This is a genomic window from Sessilibacter corallicola (assembly GCF_021290925.1).
GTDB lineage: Bacteria > Pseudomonadota > Gammaproteobacteria > Pseudomonadales > Cellvibrionaceae > Sessilibacter > Sessilibacter corallicola.
Genome location: NZ_JAJSLX010000002.1, coordinates 386740 through 408281, shown reverse-complemented (window position 1 = coordinate 408281; position 21542 = coordinate 386740). Strand labels below are relative to the sequence as shown.

Sequence of the window (21542 nt, the reverse complement as noted above, 5' to 3'; positions counted from 1 at the left end):
TTACTGTGCTTTCGCTTTCTGGCGGAAGGCATGTAATAGAGGTTCTGTGTATCCGTTTGGCTGGGTGGTGCCTTCGAATACCAGAGCTTCAGCGGCTTGGTAAGCAACACTTTGCTCAAAGTTTGGCGCCATATTGGTGTAACTTGGGTCGCCTGCGTTTTGTGAATCTACAACTTCGGCCATACGCTTCATTACTTCACGTACTTGCTCTTGTGTGCAGATTTCATGTTTTAACCAGTTTGCAATGTGCTGGCTGGAAATTCGTAAAGTTGCACGGTCTTCCATTAAGCCAACGCCATTGATGTCAGGTACTTTCGAACAACCAACACCTTGGTCAATCCAACGAACAACGTATCCCAAGATGCCTTGTGCGTTGTTTTCCAATTCGGCGTTAATAATTTTTGCCGTTGGTTGCATACCGTGTGGCAACAGTGGAATCGTTAAAATATCGGTTAACGAAGCACGGCCACGGCCTTTTAATTCTTCTTGCGTCGCAAATACATCTACTTGGTGGTAGTGCATTGCGTGTAACGTTGCAGCAGTTGGCGATGGCACCCAAGCAGTGTTAGCGCCGGATTTTGGATGACCAACTTTTTGTTCCATCATCGCTGCCATTTCGTCTGGCATTGCCCACATGCCTTTACCGATTTGTGCTTTACCGGTGAAGCCACACTCTAGGCCGATGTCTACGTTCCAATTTTCGTAAGCGCCAATCCAAGGTTGCGACTTGATTTGGCCTTTAGGAATAAATGCACCGGCTAACATGCTGGTGTGAATTTCATCGCCGGTACGATCTAAGAAACCGGTATTAATGAAGAACACACGCTCTTTTGCTTCGCGTATACATTCTTTAAGGTTAACCGTGGTACGGCGCTCCTCATCCATGATGCCTACTTTTAAGGTGTTCTTTTCAAGGCCAAGCAATTGCTCAACGCGAGTGAAAAGTTCACACGTGAATTTCACTTCTTCTGGGCCGTGCATTTTTGGCTTAACGATGTAAATGCTACCGGTGCGGCTGTTTTTGAATTTGCCTTTGCCATTCAAATCGATCATGGCAATTAAAGAAGTAACAACGCCATCAACGATACCTTCCGGAGCTTCTTCGCCAGCGGCAGTGGTCATCAACGACGTTGTCATCAAGTGACCAACGTTTCGAACCAACATCAATGAACGACCGTGTAGGTTGTAGTCTTTACCTAATGGCGTTAGGAAATGACGGTCTTCGGCAAGGCGACGAACCATCGTTTTTCCGCCTTTGTCGAAAGACTCTTCCAAGTCCCCTTTATTAAGACCTAACCAGTTTTTGTAAACTTCGATCTTGTCTTCTGGATCAACCGCGGCAACGGAGTCTTCGCAATCCATAATGGTGCTAAGCGCTGACTCAACTAAAATGTCGCTGATGATTGAATCGTGGTTACTGTCTTTTTGGTCGTTGCGAAGCAATTCCAAATCAACGTGTAAACCGTTATTTTTCAAAACAATAGACTCAGGATGGTTAGGATCACCGTCGTAAGCTACGAATTGTTTTGGGTACTCAAGACCAGAAGTCACGCCGCCTTCGAAGTAAGCCAATAAGTGGCTTGAGAAAACGGAGTACTGCAATACGTCTTTGTGCGAGCCTTTTGCTAATGGGAAGCTCTTATCTAAAAATTCTTGTGCGTAACCGATAACCGCTGCACCGCGTGCGTGGTTGTATTCTTTAGTCGGCGCTAATTCACCTTCTTTTGGAAAGATGTCAGAACCGTAAAGGGCATCGTATAAGCTGCCCCAGCGAGCGTTTGCTGCGTTAAGTGCAAAACGCGCGTTCTTAACAGGAACCACAAGTTGAGGGCCTGCTAAGGTTGCTATTTCTTCGTCGACATTGGCGGTTTCAATTTCGAAATCGTCACCTTCGGGTAAAAGGTAGCCAATGCTTTTTAGGAATTCTTGATATTCGGCTTGTTCGAAGCCTTCTTGACGCTCTGAATGCCATTGATCAATCTTCGCTTGCATTTCATCACGGGCAGCCAGCAATTGTTTATTGACCGGTGCCAAGTCTTCGATAAGCTGTTGGAAACCCGCCCAGAATTCTTCAGATTTGACATCGGTGAGCGGCAACACTTCTGATTGGATGAACGCATACAAATCCTGGTTGATCCGGGACATGTCGAGTTCTGTAGCTTGTCTCGGTGGCTGAATGGACTGGTTCATGAGAGTGTTTCCTTCTCTTTTTTTTGGTTAGTTGCTGAAACAGGTTTGTAGTGTAGTAATTTTTTAACTAAAATTTCACAATAAAAATTTCACAGTGTAAATTTCACAAAAATGAAAAGTTCAAATAATCTACTGCGTAAGTCTCATTTTCTTGGCACGAAAATCCGCAACCTCAGGAAGAGCAACCACTTGACGATGGAAGACGTCTCTTCGCGTTGTGTAAAAATCAACGCCGATCTCGCGCCATCCGTGTCTTATCTATCCATGATCGAGCGGGGCAAACGCGTCCCCAGTGAAGAAATGTTGGGCGTCATTGCCGAAGTCTTTCAAAAAGAGATTAGTTGGTTTTTGGACGATGCGTCAGCAGATAACGCGATAAGCCCAGTAAAAACCAATCGCGGAGGAATAAGCGGAATGGCGTTGGAGCCGAGTTTTCTGTTCTCCAACGAAATTTTACAGATCGCCCTGCCGGAAATGCTGGTGCAAACCGGAACCACAGGCCGTCAGTTTGCGCAGCTGTTGATTCGCGCCTATCAGGAATATCACCGCAATCATTTCCCCGATTTAGAACGCGCCGCCGAGGAAGTGGGCCAAAAGCGTATGCCGCTGGACGAGCATGACATGATCGCCATCGCCAGCCGACTGGGCTTGGAAGTTGTGTGGTTCGACAGTATGCCGACAGAAGTGGCCGACGAATTGGGGGTGAAATCAAACAGTTTAGTGCGCTCGTACTTTGAAGCACCGAATAAAATTTATTTGCACAACGTCTTGAAAAAAGAGCCAGCGCGCATGAAGTACGATTTAGCCGTGCACATTGGCCACTGCATTTTGCACAACAAAGACGGCGTAAAAAGTATTTTATTGGCCGGGCGAAGTCAGGGCATCACCTTACAGCAAGGGGAATTTGGCTTAGCGCATTCTTCAGAAGTTGACCCCAAAGACATACTGCAAGCCTGGCGAGATTTCGAATGCAGCTTTTTTGCAGGCGCATTACTGTGCCCGAAAGTGCCGTTTCGACAATTGCTCGACCGAACCGGTTACAGCGTTGAAGTCCACAAAACCATTGGCGTATCACCAGCGGTGGCGATGCGCAGAATGACGGCGGTTTCCCCCTATCCTCACTGGCACTATTTTGATGCCTACGCACCCGGAACGCTAAAAGCGGTGTATCGCGGCAATGGTATCCCACTGCCCTGGGGCAATATGCGTTTGGTAGAAGACCCTTGCCGTCATTGGGCTGTGTTCAGAATGATTTCAACACCCGAGGCCATCGACGGAACCTCTGCGCAAATCTCTGTACTAGACGCCGGAGACGGCCCGCGAATTTACTGTTGTGAATCCTTAAAAGGCCAAGACCTTGCAGGAAACAGTCACGTATTGTGCGCCGGTATCGATTTAAATCCCGCGCTCGATACCCAAATGCAAGACGCAAATGCCATTGCCCAAAGCTTGAAAGAAACCTGTGTGTCACAGGGAGGATCAGCCACGATTCCCGATGACATCAAACAGGAATTATCAAAAGTGGCGAGAATATTAAATATTTCTTGGATTAATCGCGGATTAGAGCGCCAAGCGCGGGTGATTTGTTCACGAGGGGCTGTGTGCCCAAGAAAACCCAGCTGCTACGCAAAATAATAAAAAATTGAAAGCGCTGCTGAGGTAAATAGTGTGCGAAAGAATAAAGAAATATCTAATCATGCCGCAAAATAAAATGAATCAGAAAATTCTAAATTCTTTCGCACAACTCGATCTCTCGAAGATTAGCATTGCCTAAAGAAACACTTAAACAATACGTAACCGAACCCTGAAATTTTAACTCAACCATCACATTCAGATGAGAGGAAAATTAGCTTATTGCTAACAACTACCGATTCCAAAACTATCCAATTTAACGATTTTATAAATCGTAAAAAGCGTTAACGTCGTCAACCAATGTTCGATTAGACGCGCGTCGATCGACCGTTTTACGGCGCTTTCGATGGTATAAGTCTACTGACATATCTCTGCATCGATCCTGCTCTAAACGACGATCTTCACCTTTTCGGCGATTCATAAATACCGCTTGATTATCTTGCAAACAACTTCTCGCTGGCATAATTAAAGCTCCTTCTCCTCTTCACTACGAAAGCGAAAAAATTATAGTCAAGCCTCAAACAAAGCGCCTGTTTTTGCTCATTAAATTTTTTTACTAAAACACGCCAGGCTTTTAATAAAAAGAAATATTCAAAATATAAAACATCAATTTATCATTCAAAAATACAAAAAATAAATTAGCACCAGCTAATTTTCCGCAACTTTTTTTGTATTTTTTCTGAAACGATATTTTCTGAAACAATAAATCCGTTAAAGCAGGCGTCGCTAATATTATCTCGAACTTAAATCGGATTTATTTGCACGGGCAAAATGACGTATTTAAGCATCGATTTTTCATTGCTTGATTTACCGCATTCAATCAGTAATCGTTTGATTCGTAACGGATTTGCAAACGTAGTAGTATTCAGTAGATTGCACGCTAAAGCATGTTTGTCATTTGTTGAACAGAGATAAAATCATGACACAGGTTATTGAAAACAGCATTGTCGAGAAGTTAACAACGGGCTTAACACCCAGCCACCTGAGTGTGGAAAACGAAAGCTACATGCACAATGTACCGCCCGGTTCCGAATCCCATTTCAAAGTCGTGGTTGTTTCAGAGCAATTCGAGAGCAAACGCCTCGTACAGCGCCACCAGCTGGTGTACAAATGCGTTCAAGAAGAACTCGCCAACGGTGTGCACGCCCTGGCAATACACGCGTACACGCCACAAGAATGGCAAAAGCAAGGCATCGCCCCTGACTCCCCCAAATGCATGGGAAAATCTTAGTCTCCCGTCTATTAAACTTGTCTACTCAATCTGTCTACATGCGCCCGTGTAGGCAGGTTTTTAGTAACTGACGCACAAGTTCTCGTCAATTCATTGCATTTACGTATACAATAGCCGCCCTTTTTTACGGCCGTTCCCTGATTACGCCAGGGCGGATGACGATGTTGTAATAAGTTAGGTGAATCTATGAGTTATGTTGTTGCGGCAATGTACCGGTTTGTTCGCCTCGAAGATTTCGAGGAAATTAAACCGAAATTGTTGGCGTTTTGTAATGAACAAGGCATCAAAGGAACCTTGTTGTTGGCCAACGAAGGAATCAACGGAACCGTATCCGGTTCACGAGAGAGCATTGACGCGCTCTTGTCCTACCTGAAAAGTGATCCACGCTTAGAGGCTTTGGAGCACAAAGAATCGTTTTATGACGATCAGCCCTTCTATCGAATGAAGGTTAAACTCAAAAAAGAAATTGTAACCATGGGCGTTGAGGGCATCGACCCGAACAAGGTCGTTGGTACTTACGTCAAGCCGAAAGATTGGAATGCGCTAATTTCCGATCCAGATGTTATCGTGGTCGATACCCGCAACGACTACGAATACGCCATCGGCACCTTCCAAAATGCGGTCAATCCAAATACGACAACGTTCCGAGAATTCCCCGATTACGTTAAAAATAATCTGAATCCCGAAAAACACAAAAAAGTCGCGATGTTTTGCACCGGCGGAATCCGCTGCGAAAAATCCACTGCTTACCTCAAAGAGCAAGGTTTTGATGAGGTCTATCACCTTCAAGGTGGCATTTTAAAATATTTTGAAGACGTTGAAGAAAACGAAAGCCTGTGGGACGGAGAATGCTTTGTTTTCGATAACCGCGTGTCGGTCAATCAAAGTCTTGAGAAAGGTATTTACGATCAGTGCCACGGTTGCAGACACCCAATCACCGAAGACGATAAATTGTCGCCGAAATTCCAAGCCGGTGTTTCCTGCCCTCGCTGTTACGATAAATTAACGGATGAACAAAAACACCGTTTTCAGGAACGACAAAAACAAATTGAAATCGCTGCCAGCCGTCAACAAGTTCACATTGGCGCACCGCCACCTGCACGACAACTGAAAAATAAAAAACCAACAGCCCAGTCATAAGCGATTACGCCACCGATAAAAACAACGTTACGTTCGTGTTACTGTAAACAATGTTGATGTAACCAAAAATTCGGTGGCACTCTCGACAATCCATTTAAAAAAGCGGTTTCCAATTCTCAAGTAAATCGCTTACGGTCCTTCCGTTCCAGCCAAAAAATTCAGTAAGTCTAAAAAATCTAACACGGTGCCACAGGTCGTTATCCCTTCTGGGTTAATTGTTTTTATGCTTAATTAACACAATTTAACGAACCTTTAAAAACCCAGATTTCTTTAAATAAGTCAGAAATAATTTTAGGCACAACTGAATCATTAAGATAAAAACCGATTGCGCCTGGAACGATCTTCAGAAATCCAGTGCTTGTCTCAGTAAATTAATTTGCCTGTGGTAGTCTGCGCCGGGTTCGCGCTGAGTACCTCTACTTTGCAAAATTATTAACCTAAATTTTCTTATTTACACAACGCCAAATACATTACAAGCCTGTACAGAAAAACATAATTTTTGGTTATAAAAATACCAAGGCACCCACGTAAACTTATGTAAAGTGTGTCCTCGTACAACAATTTGGCGTTTAAAATCACATTATAATTCGTTAAATTTTTTGGGGTGTTCAAGTGAGTATCGATTTTGAAGACTGGGATGTCGATTTAAAAAAACTTTCAGCCACTCACTCATGCGGATTTACCCTTACCATCGAAGGCTCGGTTAGAAATCCATCAGTAGTGCATCCAGGCCCTTTTCCAAAGCACCTTTCGGCGTTGGATCAAGTCAGACTCTTACGCCACGGAGTTGAGGCGATATCAAAGGCAGGCAGAGAAGACTCCAGCTTTCGTGACGCGCCATCTAATCGTCGATATGACCGCAGCAACTCGTCACCCAAAGTTGTGAAGAAGCCATCAACGACCATTAAATCCAATCGCGCCAAAAAACCTATCTTGTCTCTGAAAAAGAAATCTTCAGAAAAACAACCAGCCGAAGAATAAACTGGTTGGTTAACGTCTAAAACATATGAATAAATTAAGACAGAGCTTCTGTGACCAGTTCACCCAGCTCTGGTTTTAGAGTAACTTTCAAAGCTTGTTCATGACCTTGCTCTGACATTTTATTCCACGTTTTTTGAATGATGCCAATCAATTTTTCGTGTGTGTGCTTTTCAGCGAAGGGCTCTAAATAATATTCGATAAATACCAAACAAATAACGTCTTCCAACGTTTGAGTTTCGGCGTCGCGCTTAAGGTTTTTCTTTAATAATAAATCTTTAACACGCTGTTGTTGCTGTTCGTCATAACCGTGACTTGCCATGATTTCCGCGGTGGTTTCTCCGTGAAACGCACCTAACTCTAAACGCCAACGTTTGTACCCAGAACGATCCATTGGGTAGTCGCTGCGTGGGATTTTCCAGCGCTGTATGTGTTGTGCGTGAGCAGCGATTTTCAGTAAATCACTCGCCTCGGGCGCAAACGTGTCGATGCATTGGCTCATACGCTGACTGTACAAAACTTCTTTGGCAATCAGTTTTCCTTCGAACTCTTCTTGATTGGGGTCTTGACCATTTAACCGATCAATTTCTGCAAGCGTTGCGGTTAAATCACCTACGTTACTGGTTGAATCTGACATGGGCTAATCTCGGAAAGTCACGGAATTACAGTTAAAATCAGTTGGATACCAAGGCATCAACTGACAATATTATTTTCCATAGTTTACACCCAGTCTTCGATATTTACCGCATTTCCCCTCTTTTCCCATTGGTAACCGCGATAACCACTGGAACCTATCCGTTGGGTAATTCCAATAACTGATCAAAGAAACGGGTAACTACTTCTGTGGCAGGGCCGTGATGATGCTCATCAAATCTATCTGCGCCGTTGGAAGCCTCTAAATTGAGTTCAACGGTGTGCGCCCCTGCTTGTTGTGCCACCTGTTGAAAGCCTGCCGCTGGATAAACGTTGCCGGAAGTGCCGATAGAAACAAACAAATCGCAGTCATCAAGGGCTTGATAAATTTCTTCCATAAATAAGGGAAATTCACCAAACCAAACAATGTGTGGCCGAAGCTTTCCGGGCAAGCCACAGCACGGGCACAACTCTTCATAAAACAACGGCTCATTTCGCTCGTATACTTGATGGGTTTTCGAACACCGAACCTTGCGCAGCTCACCGTGCATATGCAACAGCTTGTCGCTACCGGCACGCTCATGAAGATCATCAACATTTTGTGTGACCAGCAAAAATTCACCCTCAAAACGCGACTCAAATTGCGCCAACGCTTGATGCGCTTTATTAGGCTCAGCTTCTTCAACCAGTTGCGATCGGCGCGCGTTGTAAAACCGTTGCACTAACCCAGGATTCGCACTAAAGGCTTCTGGCGTGGCAACTTCTTCGACGCGGTGATTTTCCCACAGGCCATTATTATCTCGAAAGGTTTTAAGGCCAGACTCGGCTGAAACTCCCGCCCCGGTGAGAACCACAATGCGTTTTGGTTGTTGATTAGAAAATGGCGACATACAAAATCCTTTACTTACATTCGCAAACAGTCAAATACAAAAACGGGTCAGAATAGAAATTTTTTGAATTTCTGGGCCCGGCGGCCGATACCCCATTAGCGAAAATAAATTCGTGTATATAAAATTCACAGTCAAATAGGATGTAGTGTCGTGGAAATCAGTATCGCTAATGAAAACCGGCGCCTTCGAGAAATTGTTCAACAATTGTTGGATCGAATCGATGACAATCAGCGTATCCAAAGACATTTTCACAATTTCGAACTCTCATTACTCAACTCAACTGACCTTCACTCAACCATCAGTCTGCTGCTCGATGAAGCTTGCCGACATTTCCGGCTCGCCTCAAGCAGTTTGATTCTGTTGGATACCGAAGGCAGTTTGGAAGAGCTTTTTGACGCCACGCAGGTGAATTATCACCAAAGCCGATTGCAGCTTCGTCGTGGCAGTGAATTTTACGACAAAATCTACCCAGACACGCCTCGGGTGCTGCTTCAAGAAGTCGATGTGTTAACCGCCACGCGCTTGTTTCCCGGCACCCCCAAAGTCGGCTCGGCGGCGTTTTTACCACTGCAACATCAAACGCAAATCTTTGGCAGTTTGCATTTTGCCTCCAGTGACAGCGCCCGCTTTGTCGCCAGCAAAGGTACAGATCTTCTCGATCACTTGGCGGCGGTCACCAGCCAGAGCTTGCGCCACACAATTGCCATTGAACGAGAAAATTTAAAGTCACTGCTCGATCCGATTCTTGAGATTGGCAACGCGCGCTATTTCAATCGCACGCTGAGTCGCGAGCTGGATCGCGCTCGCCGAGAAGCCTCTCACTTATCGTGCATGTTATTGATAGTAAACGCTCACAATGAACAGCTCACACCAGTACTGAAATCACTGGTAAAAGAACTCAAAGAAAACATTCGTCGCGTCGATGTCTGCTCTGTGATTGACGAAAACTGCATTGCCGTTTTGCTGCCGGGGTCAGACTCCAGACAAAGCCAAACCTTGGCCGACAGAATCCGTCGCTCTACGATGAAGTTGGGTTTTGGCGATCAGGTAGCGATTGGTGTGCACTCGTGGAAAGCGCGCAAAACGAAAAATGGGCTCAGTGAAGACGCGTTAGAAAAGGCCGGTGTCGAGCTGGTTTCTCAAGCCAAAGAAAAAGTCATTCCGCTAAATTCATAGCTTAATCACAAGTTATCCACAGCCTCAGATGCTACCAGGGATGGTATCTGAGGTTTGATCAAATACCGCTTATTCCAGTATTTTCCCGTCACCCAAAACGCCTGTCGCTCTGAACTCCAAGCGATACCATTGGCAACCTTGTCGCTGCTATACCAACCCTGTTGGTGCTTTTTGCTCAACGCGGAAAGATCAATCACACCCAGCACACGGCCCGATTGCGGATCAATCGCCACGATTTCACTGGTTTGCCATCGATTCGCCCAGACAATTCCGTCGGTGTATTCAAGTTCGTTCAGCTGATCCCAAGTACGACCAGCGCCAGTCACACGAATACTTGAGAGCACTTCAAAAGTGTCAGCATCGCGAAATTGCAGTGTGTCAGAGCCGTCGCTCATGATCAGTCGTTCACCGTCGTGCGTTAGACCCCAACCCTCGCCTTGATAACTGAAGGTTTTCTTCACGCTCCAGTACTCATCCAACACAAACGCCTTACCCGCACGCCAGGTCAGTAAGTAAAAATGATTGTTAAAATGCGCCAGACCTTCGGCAAAAATGGTTCTCGATAACGGCTGAGTGACAAGCTGGCTGCTGTCGGATTCTTTGTAGCGAGCTAATTTTGATTGGCCGTAGCGGCCGCTGGATTCATAGATCCAACCGTCGAGCACCAACATTCCCTGGGTGAACAAACCGGCATCGTGGTTTTGCTGTTCGATCAATTGGTAGGGAATGTCAGCAATGGTGGGTTCAATTGGCTTATCGGCGCGAAGTGAGGCCGAAAACATCGACCAGAATCCAACAATAAGCACAGCGGTAATTCGACCAATCACTCGTAAGAATCCAGTATTCATTCTAAAAACACCAGTTTAACGGCGATCCAATATGAACACTAATTCTATTTAATCGTTACGAGCAAAAATCGAATCGATTACCAACAATAGGTTAGACAGCAAATGAACGTCGTAATCGTGAAGCGTGCTTTCTAACCTTCTCCCTGGGAAATGTTCTCCACTTCGCCGTCGGCATTGCGTTCGCGCAAGCTCACATAACTGATGGCCTCGGTCACCGCCAACTTCACTTTATCGATCATCTCTCGCTGTTCCTGGGGCGATAAAAAAAACGTCATGTCAACGTCGTAACGAATGTAACGCGGTGGCAGGTGATTAAGACTCACGCAAGCGACATCGGCCAAATAGTCTTCGTCATTGCGCGAACGACTGCTTTGGTGACGAATCTCTTCCAACACCAAGCGTTCGTAATAATTATGAATGGTATCCAAACCCTGAGGGGCGACAGCACGGCTTTTATGCTGCAAGAGCATGGCGGAATCCTCACTGTGTAGCGTCACTTTATGATGAGAAAATTCAGATTGGCTCTGAATTTTCATTAGCCAGCGCTTGTTTTATCAACACAAACACTAACCATCAGTGTAGCTGCTATCACGACAGCCGATAGCCAACACGCCAATTTCTATTGAGATTAACGTTTATTGCGGGCGATATCTCGAATCAAAAATCGTGCAGGATGCAGAGCCCGAGCTAACTCGAAACCAATGGGATTGGGTTCGTGGTTCATGTGCGCGACCAACAACTGCGTTGCCAACGGCAAATAAGCCAACGCCCGAGAACCGTAACCCACGCTGGTGTACAAACCGGGGTAATAACTGCCCGCACACGGAATGTGCTGACGAGCATTTTTTCTCAGCCGATCAAAGCGTTCGTCAAAGCGCTTTGGAATGGGCAACGGCCCCACGATCGGTAAATAATCCGGGGTTGTGCATCGAATAGCGGCTCGACCTCGGATATCGGAGATTGCCTTGGGCGCTAAATCTTGGCCAAGCTCGTGCGAGAACTGGTCAATATGAGCGAAATTCGCCAGATGGTCGTGCTCAAATACCGTGAGATCTTCGCTTTTTGGATTGAAAGTGGCGCCCAAGCAATGATGGCCGCTGGCATCGGCCGGGGCGAGATAACCTTCGGAACACACCACCATATTTAACTGCGAACTCATTGCAGTCGAAGGCACAAAACTGACCTGACCACGCACAGAGCGCAACGGCAGATGTTGGCTTTGTTTTAACGCTAACGCATCTTTGGCATTGGCGACAACCACGTGACTAAACTGCCCGAGCGGGGTTTTCCTGTCGTCAAAAAGCGTCCATAAACCGTGCTCAAATTTGATTTTGGTGACCGTGCAACTCGCCTGTACAGGAATATCTTTTTGAGCAAGCAATGTGCGGCAAAGATTACGCGGATGAACCCAGCCGCAATCGGGAAAATACAGTCCACCGTGATTGAGCGATACTCCGGCGAGTTCTGAAGCCGCTGTGGAATCTAACGTACTGAATAAATCTTGATGACCAAAGCGCGCGCTGATTTGATCCTGCAACGCTTGTTGCTTGTCATTAAACGCTAATTGCAACACACCGCAGCGCTTACCAATGCTCGGATAATCCGACCAAAAAGGCGCGTAAAAACGCTCTGCGGCTTGCAATGCCTGCAAATTAAAATTCGGTAAAGATCCCGTCTCGGGTGACATCCGTGCGTACACCACACCTTGAGGATTACCAGAGGCCGCTTGAGCAATATCGTCTTGCGACTCAAAAATTTGAACATCAAACCCTCTCTGACTTAACGCGTACGCGGAAATACAACCCGCTAAACCGCCGCCAATCACCGCAACGGTTTTTTCTTGCCAACGATGGGATTGGTATTTTTCGGGCGTCTCCCCCATCACCTGCCAGGGAGTTTCTTGGCAGCGAACCACAATCGGTTTTCGAGGTTCTGCTGTTTGCTCTAGAGGCTCTGGTTTAACCAGTTCGGGCTCACTCGCCTCAATCAACGCGGGATCAAATACGCCGCGAATCATTTCACGCTTATTGCCGTAGCCTTTTTCTTTCACAACCGAAAAACCAACAGCCGCCAAACCGCGCCGAACCAATCCGGCGCTGGTAAACGTAGCAAAGGTGGTTTGTGGTTTGCTCAACCGAGCAATAATTTCGAATAAATCCTGCGACCACATCTGCGGATTTTTTGACGGCGCAAAACCATCTAAAAACCAAGCATCCATTGAACTGCCAGCAAAGCCGCCGGAATAATCTGGATGGAAGCTGGCCTGTAATTCTTTAAAACCCGGCACCGCATCACCGATGATCAACGTCAATGACACGTTGGCAAATTCCAGCCGATGAACACCTTCCACCAAACATTTTGGGTATTGATGAATTAACTGGTCACTGAGTGGTTTTAATTGCGGCCAAAGTTCGAGGGATTTTTCTAGGCTTTCTAACGACAGCGGATAGCGCTCCACCGAAACAAAATGCAATTGCCCAGAAGCCGGTGCGGTTTGCAACCAAGTATTCCAGGCACACAGAAAATTTAAACCAGTGCCAAAACCGGTTTCACCAATAACAAAGGATTCGTTTTCTGATAACGCCTGCCAGCGTTGCGCCAGTTGATTGTGATGGAGGAAAACGTACTCGGTTTCCCCCAGGCCGTCGGTTTTAGAAAAATAAACATCGCCGAATACGGAAGAAATCGGCTGGCCTTGCTCATCCCAATTGAGTTGAGCGTATGAAAAAGTTGGGGGTGAATCTGTCACGAAAGCGTTAGCTCAGAATAAAAATTACGGGTCCAAATGAAAATGCGGTTTTATGCTGTCACACCAAATCGCAATGCGCTGATCGGATTGGTCAAATTCATTTTCTTCATCAAGCGCCAAACCCACAAATTGCTCGCCATCAGTGGTCAGTGCTTTTGATTGTTCAAACTCGTAACCTTCGGCGGGCCAATAACCGACAAGAGTTGCGCCATTGGCTTTTAATTTTGCGTGCAAGTAACCCAGCGCATCCAAAAACCACTCAGGGTAGCCCACTTGGTCGCCCAGGCCGAATAAGGCAACAGTTTTACCTGAGAAATCAATGGTATCGATTTCGTCCCAAATTTCTTCCCAGTCTTCTTGTAATTCGCCGTAATCCCAAGTTGGAATTCCCATGATCACATTGCGATAAAATCCGGCGTTAACGATGGGTTCGTCAGCAATGTTGAATACATCGACTTGATCTTCACCCAAGTATTTTGCGATTTTTTCTGCGGCCATTTCGGTGTAGCAGGTAGAACTGCCATAAAAAAGAGCGATAGCTTTGTGTGTCACAACAATTGAATCCAATCTGCTAACCAAGTTTCTGCAACACTGTTAGGATCTTCGCCGCTGAGTGCGTCGATCACCAACATGTCGCCAATGCGATTTGCGCCCAAATCTTGGAACGCTTCATCCATATGATTTCCGGCCTGGGCAAAGGTTGGGTAAGAGCTGTCACCCAGATTGACGATGCCGTAGCGGCGCGTCGAAACATTAGGAAAATCGTTGCGTAAATGAAGGTACAAAGGAACGATATTAACGGGCAAATCTCCGGCACCCGTGTTGGAGGTACAAATCAGAAGAATTTCGTCGTCTTCGGACAAATCTCCTTTTCGAAAGGCATCATTCACTCTGGTGGTGTGCCCTGCCGCTTGCAGCTTTTCGGACAGTGTTTTGGCAACCGACGCTGCCGTTCCCATCACACTGCCGACAATCAGTTGTATCTTAGCCATACCCTTCTCCCTACGTTACTTAGCCAACATTTTACCCGAGTTAAAGTCCACCTGGGAAACCCATTTGCCGCCAAGCCTCATAGACGATTACGGAGGCAGCGTTGGATAGGTTCATACTTCGGCTGTTGGGTAACATAGGAATTCGAATTTTTTGATCTTGATTCAACGTATCGAGTACATTCGCTGGTAGACCCCGGCTCTCAGGACCGAACACCAGATAATCTCCCGATTTGAATTCGACTTCGTGATGGAAGCGCTGACCTTTTGTGGTGATGGCATAGAGCGCTTGGGGGTTTTCTTGTGCGAGGAAGTCCTGCCAGTTTTTGTGGACTTTAATGTCTTGCCACTCACCGTAATCGAGGCCCGCACGACGCAAGCGTTTGTCGTCTAAGACGAACCCCAAAGGCTCAATCAACTGCAATTTGCAGCCGGTATTTGCCCCTAAACGAATGATATTGCCGGTATTTGGCGGGATTTCTGGTTCAAAAAGAACAACATTCAACATGATTACTGCACTTAAGCGAAATTAAGTGCGGGATTATAAAACACGAGCTTGGCCAACAGGAACCTCTGATTCACATCGCAATAACAACAACGCCGTTACAGCTCAAACTCAAAGGTATAAAAGTGCTTTCCGTCCTCAGCAATTTCGATTTTCATGGAACCGGAAAGTGACATTAACTCTCCCGTACCAGAATCGGGAACCACTTCCAAAATTAGAGTTTGATCGCCTCGATTCATTGATCCGAAATGTTGAAGTACGAAGCTGCCCTGACGCCCCACAAGAGTGCCTTCGACTTGCTCGCGGGCGATGTAACCGGCAGAACCTTTCTGTTGGGTTAACGTGGTAAACATTTCCCCGACACTGGACGCTTGCAACTGGCCAGAATACGTCTTGTGAATGTGCATTTTGCCAAACGTAATACCGTGCTTACCTTCTAAGCTTGACTGTTGCGATGTTAAAGCAACATCGAAACTTCCTTCAATGATGGTCAATGCCATTAACTGTCATCCTCGTTCATGCACACCAGTTATAGTTACGAATCAAGCCAGCGTAAACGAAACCAAAGCACGATTCTAGGGGTAATATCATGAACCTGATAACGCCGCCATAAGCCACAAAGAATGGCCAAGAGGGCTGAATAATTAGCTTAAATATTAGTAATAATTACTTTAATAAAATTAAATACCAGAAATACGATTAAGCCAAACCTTAAAATGCTCATCAATATACACGTCAAAATCGACAACACTCTATATCATCAACACCCACAAAATAAAAACTACCAACACTAATCAGTTAAATTAATTACACATTTGCCAACGGCTAAACTCAGCTTTTTTAAGACTCTCTCCAAATAGCCATTCAAATCAAAAAAAGCAAACACCATTAATACTGTTTACTTTCTTCCGTCATTTTGTATCCACATCGCGCAGTTTTGTGCACTGAAAGCCCATTTGCTACTTGTTAATATTTCATCCCATCAGCTACCCAAGAAATGTTTGTTTTTAGTTTGGTATTTTAGGTTTTTAAATTAAAAAGAGTGTGAATTCATGACTGTTAAAAAAGTAACCTTTAAATCATTCGGTGTAGATTTGGTGGGCAACCTTTATCTTCCAGAAAATTTCGATGAAAGCAAAAAAATACAAAGCAATTGTTGGAGCAAGTCCGTTCCCACAAGTTAAAGAACAAGTGCTGGCAACTTACGGCCCAGAAATGGCCAAAAGAGGATTTGTATTTTTAGGGTTTGATTATTTAGGCATGGGAGACTCACCATCATTACCCGGAGAGTTTAAACAGTCTAGATACATGTTTAGATTGCTCGAAAATACCTGGGATGCAGTTTCTTATTTGGGAACTCTTCCTTACGTAGAGGAAATTCTAGGACTTGGCATTTGCCAGGGCGGTTCTATTATTTCCTCAGCGGCAGTAACAGACCACAGAATTAAGAAAATTGCCACCGTCTCAGGAATGATGGCGGCAGACGCTTTCCAGTGGACCGACAAAAATATCGTCAATCAAATGATTGCTACCGCCAATGCTTCAACGCAAAAAATTTATGAAACTGGCGAACCTGATTTTACCGCACCATTTGGATTGAACGATGAGCAATCGAAAGAAGAATACACTGCACTAAGCCCTTTCCCGGAAGCGGGTGACTCCTACGATTACTACGGCAGAGACGGTGTTAAAGGACCTAAAGCGGTAGCAAACTTTACCAACTTGCATATAGGCGACCAGGCCATGCAATCACTTTTTTCTCTGTGCGAGCATTACGCCGACAAAATTGTTCAACCCACCTTAGTCATTTACGGAACTAACGCATCGACAGCAATTTGCTCAACCGCATTCATTGACAAATTGACTAACGATCCCACGGTTTCGGGGCTACCTGAATTTGGCCATGTCGATTTTTATTACAAACCCGAGGCAGTAAAAGTATCAGCAGATGCTGTAGCTGAATTTTTTAATCAATAACTGATAAAAGGATACAAACATGGGACTCAGAGTTTTAATCACAGGGGCTACAGGTTTTTTAGGCGGCGGCGTATTAAGAGAATGCCTCGACGATGACAATGTTAGTTCCATTGTGAGTATCAGCAGAAGTTCAACCAATATTACTTCTTCAAAGCGATAATTCACACAGCTCTCTCTGGGTTCAATAAAGAGATAGTGGGATGCAAAGAAATTAATGCAATGATCAGATAAAAATAGAAAGGTTACGAAAGTAGGGATTTGACAAAAGTAGCGTCCATCCTTGACGCTACTGTGGTTAACAAAGCTATTGAAATTAAAAGTTCCAAAATTAAAAGACCTTAAATTAATAGAGCCTTTAAGAATTAAGAAAGATCTTCAAACTTACCCAGTGAAACATTCTTCATATTACCAACGAAAATCAACGCTGGCATAAACACTTCGTGGTCGTCCTGGGAAATAACGTTCGTCAGTAAAGGTCGTGAAATCAGCACGCTCTGCGTATCTTCTGTCGGTTAAATTCTCAACTCTTAATGACAATTGAACAGAGTCACTAACATCCCAACGGCCTCTCAAATGAAGAAGGTCATGTCCTTCGTATTTATTGAGGTTTTCTGGCTCTAAGTAATAACTACCAACGTACAACCACTCCAACTCAAATCCTAAAGCGTCAGAAGGACTGTAGGAAAGTCTTGTACTGCTAAATCCTCTCGGCGCAGTATCGATATCGTTACCGCGAATATTGATATCACCAATAAATTGGTCGTGTTCGTATTGGTGACGAGCGTAAGACAGTGCTGTTGCGATATTCCATTGGTTGTTGATTGAATAAGAAGATTCAACTTCTACACCAACGTGTTCGGTTTCACCATCATCTACGTTAAAAAACGAACTGTCTCTGAAAATAAAATTGTCTTTTTCGAGATAATACGCAGAAACATCAAACGATAATCTATTAACTCGCCCTTTTACGCCCAACTCAAAAGAATTTACTTCTTCGGAATCTAAATCAGTGACCTGTTGATCACGTTGCAATCGGTACAACTCGGTTGCTTGTGGCGCTCTGAACCCTTGAGAAAGTCTGGAATAAACCAAGACATTCGAATTCACTTTATACGCTGCACTTAATTTCGGTGAAAAATTATCGAAGCTATCTACATCGCTGGCAGGTCGGGAATAGCGACAACCACCAAAACCACATTCAGTGCCGTCGTCACGAGTTCTTCCGGTTAATGTGTTATTGGTGTAGTCGTATTCGGTATCTTCGTAACGCACGCCTAACGTCAGATTTAATTTTTCACTCACATCCCAAGATAAATGAGCGAACGGAGCAACAATTGTCGAATCGACGTCGTAATCGTAGTGAATGCCTACAGGAATGGTTTCTTGTAAAAACGCCGAGCCTTGCGTTGGTTCATCTTGAGACTGCACTAAAGAGCCTTCGGCGTATTCGAAATCTAAGCCAGTAATTAAATGCAATTGGTCGTTGAAAATGTGTTTCCACGAAGCTTGAACACCAAATCCGTCTTGCTCATTTTCTTCCAAGGGTGTGCCCGGTAAAAAATGCTGGAGAAAATCCATGTCTGTGTTGCGATAAAACGGTGTTACCAACAATTGGTCTTGCTCGGATAAATCAAACGAGATTTTTGACCAAACACGCAAGGATTGTGTATCTCGAAAAGCTTCAGGGTTTGGATTACTTTCGGCAATCGAAGAGCTTTTAAACGCATTTAATCCAGTAATAAAACCCGCGGTTTCCTGATTTAAATTGGTAAAGGTTAAGCCTGAATCAATGGAATAATTGCTGTCAGCGTAATGATGTTTAACGGTTATTTTTTGCTGATCGTAACCGGAGCTGTCTCGATAACCGCCGTCACGAGTGGCACTGGTATAAACCCCAATGCGATTATTGTCTTCACCAGCGGCAACACCAAATTTTAATCGAGAAAAATCATTGGAGCCCGATTCAATCTGAATAAAATCACGACTGGTTAACGGGTCTGGCGTGATAACATTAATAACACCGTGTAAGGCATTGGAGCCGTGAAAAGCCGACCCTGGCCCCTTTAATACCTCAACTTGATCAGCCAACTCTGTGTGTGCATCAAACAATTCATTGATGTTGCAAAATCCCGAAGAGCGCACCGGTATCCCATCTTGAGCAATTAAGAAAGCACCGCAGGCACCAGCGCCCGTGAGCACTGGCGATCGAATTGCGGGTAGATACTCTTGTCCTTCACCACGCTGCAAACTCACACCAGAAACCCGAGACAGTGCCTGCTGGATATGGCGGTGTTGAATTGCCGAGAGGGCTTCGTCATCAATCAAAGACAAACTACCGGGATACTCAGAATTATCGACTTCGAATCGTTGCGCTGTGACGTTCACTTGCTCAATCTCGCCAGTGCTGGCAGCGGCTTGCTCCACGGTAAGAGCCATTGAGGAAACAACAAGTACTCTCGTTATTGTATTAGTAACTTTCATCGCTATTAACTCAACCTATTGAAATTGTTATTACAAACCCTTACGACGTTTGTTATTATCTTTTGGTTATTTGAATATTTCGCTTCAACGAACGCTATTCTATTCTTATTTTATATTTTACGTGTAAATACAATCAAAACAGTTTTATAGAAGTATCTTTTATATAAAATATATTATTCATTAAGCAACGGTTCGCTGAACATTTGTATTTTTTATAAGTTCTCAAAGTATATAGCGCGAGGTATTTTTAACAATCTCATCTGCCCGAATTATCGTATATGAACATTCAGGGCACATTACTTGGCGACTTTTACGTATTAACCAGCAATTTAGTACGTCTTCCACTGAATAAAACTTCATCAAAATCCACTTTTCAGATACTTAAGGTGAGAATTTTTACCACCAAAGTATTGGTCACAAGTCGTAGTACTTGGGAACTAATCTAAAGTTCTGTTTTTTAACTGGCCCAAAGTGTTATCGAAATTACTCCATTGACGAATTTCACCAGAGCACCTAGCGGGCAATACTCAACTGTAATTATTGCTTAGCTTGGAAATTGAATTTGTTATCCAAGCGTTTGTATTTGAGAGCATCTATTAAGGCACGTATTTAAAGGTTTTTTCTAAGCTTTCTTAGGAAAAATTAATTACAGAGTCTTTGCAGACTAAAACTATTAAAAATAATAACAGCTAGGAAAACAGAACCATGACTAAAAATAATAAAAGCGTTAAACCGCTTGTGCTTGCATCTTTAATCTCAGCAATTAGCGCTCCAAGTATGGCAGCGATAACTTTTTTTGATGATGAAAAGATTGGTACTGTTTCGGTAGACGCATCATTCAACACCTTTTATTCACAAACTAGCATTGAAAATGACATCACAGGCCAGGATCGAGACCAAGCGCGTGTTCGCTCAGGTTTCCTACCTAACTGGGTTGGCTTTAATTTTAAAAAGGAATTGGAAAACGTCACCATTGGTGGACGTTCGTCGTTTTGGGTAAGCATTAACGACAGTAACCAAAGAATCACCGACACCGGTATTGATGTTCGTCAATTCTACGCAACATTAGACTGGAAATGGGGACAGGTATTAATTGGTAAAGACTTTACCTTATTCAGCCGTTCCAATATTTTCCTAGATGAAATTCTACTGGGTTACGGTAACGTAAACGATTCTTTGGGCTTGGTTGACGGCACCGGCGTATCGTTCGGTAATATTGGTTCTGGTTATATTTATCCGTTACCAACCTCGCAAATTACCTACCGTACACCAGAATTTGGCGGTGGTTTTAAATTGGCTTTAGGTGTTGTTGATCCAGGTAACACATCAGAAGATCGCAACCCAACCGGTCGCAGCAGTGAAGAAAGTGCGCCACGATTTGAAGGTGAATTAACCTACAATACGAAATTTAGCGGTGGCTCATTCCACGCATTCGCAGGTTTCCTAACTCAATCAACCGATCAAGAAAATGAAGATTCCATCGATTCAAACGGTTTCTCATTTGGCGGCAAAATTTCAGTCGGCGGTTTCTCATTACACGCCTCTGGTTTTGACGGTCAAGCATTGGGTCTTTTACTAGGACCTGGTGGTGACGCAGGCTTGGGCCTTAATAACTTCTTAGTTGAAGACGGCGATGAAGTTGATAGCAACGGTACGCTAACTCAGCTTGCCTACAAACACGGTAAAAACCGTTTTGTTTTCTCATACGGTGAAACCGAAGTAGAAACCGATACCGTTGTTGAGAACGAAGGTACTCAAGTCGCTTGGTTCCACGCATACAACAAAAATGTGACGTTTGTTGCTGAGTACAGCATCAATGAATTCTCTGTGGGTTCAGCCACTGAAGAAGCCGACACATTAGCGCTGGGTGCGGTTGTTAACTTTTAAGTGAAATGCTCCGATTAATTCTTTCACGAATTAATCGGAGTTAAAAAGATTTATAAATTCAATTATGCGATTGAATTGAACGGCATTGGTGCCGTAGGAAAGTCTGAATTACCCAGTCAGTCCAATAATAATTCTCGAGTGAAGACCAGAGAAAATAAAAAACGATTTACAAATTTCCGAATGTTGAATTCGGAGGATGCGTGAAGGTTTTCGAATTACCTTAAACAACTTCATTC

19 protein-coding genes are annotated in these 21542 nt (G+C 44.4%); 7 read left to right on the top strand and 12 right to left on the bottom strand.

Annotation, left to right across the window (positions count from 1 at the left end):
- The gene (locus LU361_RS09075; RefSeq protein WP_233088532.1) at positions 1-2190 is read right to left on the bottom strand and encodes a malate synthase G; all 2190 of its coding nucleotides are present in this window, start codon (positions 2188-2190) and stop codon (positions 1-3) included.
- Between the two features lie 111 nt (positions 2191-2301).
- Between LU361_RS09075 and LU361_RS09070 the strand changes: the two genes are divergently transcribed.
- The gene (locus LU361_RS09070) at positions 2302-3825 is read left to right on the top strand and encodes a DUF3612 domain-containing protein (protein WP_286206466.1); all 1524 of its coding nucleotides are present in this window, start codon (positions 2302-2304) and stop codon (positions 3823-3825) included.
- A gap of 262 nt (positions 3826-4087) precedes the next feature.
- Here LU361_RS09070 and LU361_RS09065 read toward each other — a convergent pair whose 3' ends face one another.
- Entirely contained in the window at positions 4088-4285 is a 198-nt protein-coding gene (locus tag LU361_RS09065; RefSeq protein ID WP_233088531.1) for a hypothetical protein, read from the bottom strand.
- Between the two features lie 456 nt (positions 4286-4741).
- Here LU361_RS09065 and LU361_RS09060 point away from each other — a divergent pair, with 456 nt between their 5' ends.
- The 3 genes from LU361_RS09060 to LU361_RS09050 all read left to right on the top strand — a co-directional run bounded on the left by LU361_RS09060 (position 4742) and on the right by LU361_RS09050 (position 7174).
- Entirely contained in the window at positions 4742-5053 is a 312-nt protein-coding gene (locus LU361_RS09060) for a BolA family protein (RefSeq protein WP_233088530.1), read from the top strand.
- A gap of 186 nt (positions 5054-5239) precedes the next feature.
- Positions 5240-6193, top strand: coding sequence for an oxygen-dependent tRNA uridine(34) hydroxylase TrhO (trhO, locus tag LU361_RS09055; RefSeq protein ID WP_233088529.1), 954 nt, complete (start codon positions 5240-5242; stop codon positions 6191-6193).
- Between the two features lie 612 nt (positions 6194-6805).
- On the top strand, positions 6806-7174 hold the full coding sequence (locus LU361_RS09050; RefSeq protein ID WP_233088528.1) for a hypothetical protein: 369 nt from the start codon (positions 6806-6808) through the stop codon (positions 7172-7174).
- Positions 7175-7208: 34 nt separating this feature from the next.
- Here LU361_RS09050 and LU361_RS09045 read toward each other — a convergent pair whose 3' ends face one another.
- Both LU361_RS09045 and cobB read right to left on the bottom strand, forming a co-directional pair.
- Positions 7209-7808 (bottom strand): DUF4202 domain-containing protein, encoded by a 600-nt coding sequence (locus tag LU361_RS09045; RefSeq protein ID WP_233088527.1) that lies wholly within the window; start codon positions 7806-7808, stop codon positions 7209-7211.
- Positions 7809-7962: 154 nt separating this feature from the next.
- Positions 7963-8694, bottom strand: a complete 732-nt coding sequence (cobB, locus tag LU361_RS09040) for a Sir2 family NAD+-dependent deacetylase (protein WP_233088526.1) — start codon at positions 8692-8694, stop codon at positions 7963-7965.
- A 150-nt stretch (positions 8695-8844) separates the two neighbouring features.
- Here cobB and LU361_RS20310 point away from each other — a divergent pair, with 150 nt between their 5' ends.
- Complete coding sequence (locus tag LU361_RS20310) at positions 8845-9870, top strand: DUF484 family protein (RefSeq protein ID WP_233088525.1); 1026 nt, start codon at positions 8845-8847, stop codon at positions 9868-9870.
- A 5-nt stretch (positions 9871-9875) separates the two neighbouring features.
- On the opposite strand, the gene LU361_RS09030 is transcribed toward LU361_RS20310, so the two are convergent.
- From LU361_RS09030 to LU361_RS09000, 7 genes are all read right to left on the bottom strand, one after another.
- A complete protein-coding gene (locus tag LU361_RS09030; RefSeq protein WP_233088524.1) occupies positions 9876-10718 on the bottom strand; it encodes a glutaminyl-peptide cyclotransferase in 843 nt (280 codons plus the stop codon).
- A 131-nt stretch (positions 10719-10849) separates the two neighbouring features.
- Positions 10850-11254, bottom strand: coding sequence for a late competence development ComFB family protein (locus tag LU361_RS09025; protein ID WP_233088523.1), 405 nt, complete (start codon positions 11252-11254; stop codon positions 10850-10852).
- Between the two features lie 92 nt (positions 11255-11346).
- Positions 11347-13467, bottom strand: coding sequence for an FAD-dependent 5-carboxymethylaminomethyl-2-thiouridine(34) oxidoreductase MnmC1 (mnmC1, locus tag LU361_RS20305; RefSeq protein ID WP_233088522.1), 2121 nt, complete (start codon positions 13465-13467; stop codon positions 11347-11349).
- Positions 13468-13491: 24 nt separating this feature from the next.
- A complete protein-coding gene (gene fldB, locus LU361_RS09015) occupies positions 13492-14019 on the bottom strand; it encodes a flavodoxin FldB (protein WP_350338010.1) in 528 nt (175 codons plus the stop codon).
- Positions 14016-14459 carry a flavodoxin domain-containing protein gene (locus LU361_RS09010; RefSeq protein ID WP_233088521.1) on the bottom strand — a complete coding sequence of 148 codons (444 nt, stop codon included), beginning with the start codon at positions 14457-14459 and terminating at the stop codon, positions 14016-14018. The genes fldB and LU361_RS09010 overlap by 4 nt, the downstream gene beginning before the upstream one ends.
- A 40-nt stretch (positions 14460-14499) precedes the next feature.
- Positions 14500-14964, bottom strand: a complete 465-nt coding sequence (gene trmL / locus LU361_RS09005) for a tRNA (uridine(34)/cytosine(34)/5-carboxymethylaminomethyluridine(34)-2'-O)-methyltransferase TrmL (protein WP_233088520.1) — start codon at positions 14962-14964, stop codon at positions 14500-14502.
- A gap of 95 nt (positions 14965-15059) precedes the next feature.
- On the bottom strand, positions 15060-15461 hold the full coding sequence (locus tag LU361_RS09000; RefSeq protein WP_233088519.1) for a DUF3224 domain-containing protein: 402 nt from the start codon (positions 15459-15461) through the stop codon (positions 15060-15062).
- A 628-nt stretch (positions 15462-16089) separates the two neighbouring features.
- On the opposite strand from LU361_RS09000, the gene LU361_RS08995 reads away from it, so the two are divergent.
- Positions 16090-16938, top strand: a complete 849-nt coding sequence (locus tag LU361_RS08995) for an alpha/beta hydrolase (protein WP_233088518.1) — start codon at positions 16090-16092, stop codon at positions 16936-16938.
- Positions 16939-17343: 405 nt separating this feature from the next.
- Here LU361_RS08995 and LU361_RS08990 read toward each other — a convergent pair whose 3' ends face one another.
- Positions 17344-19374 carry a TonB-dependent receptor gene (locus LU361_RS08990; RefSeq protein WP_233088517.1) on the bottom strand — a complete coding sequence of 677 codons (2031 nt, stop codon included), beginning with the start codon at positions 19372-19374 and terminating at the stop codon, positions 17344-17346.
- Between the two features lie 750 nt (positions 19375-20124).
- Between LU361_RS08990 and LU361_RS08985 the strand changes: the two genes are divergently transcribed.
- The gene (locus LU361_RS08985) at positions 20125-21306 is read left to right on the top strand and encodes a porin (protein ID WP_233088516.1); all 1182 of its coding nucleotides are present in this window, start codon (positions 20125-20127) and stop codon (positions 21304-21306) included.
- The last annotated feature ends 236 nt before the right edge of the window (positions 21307-21542 follow it).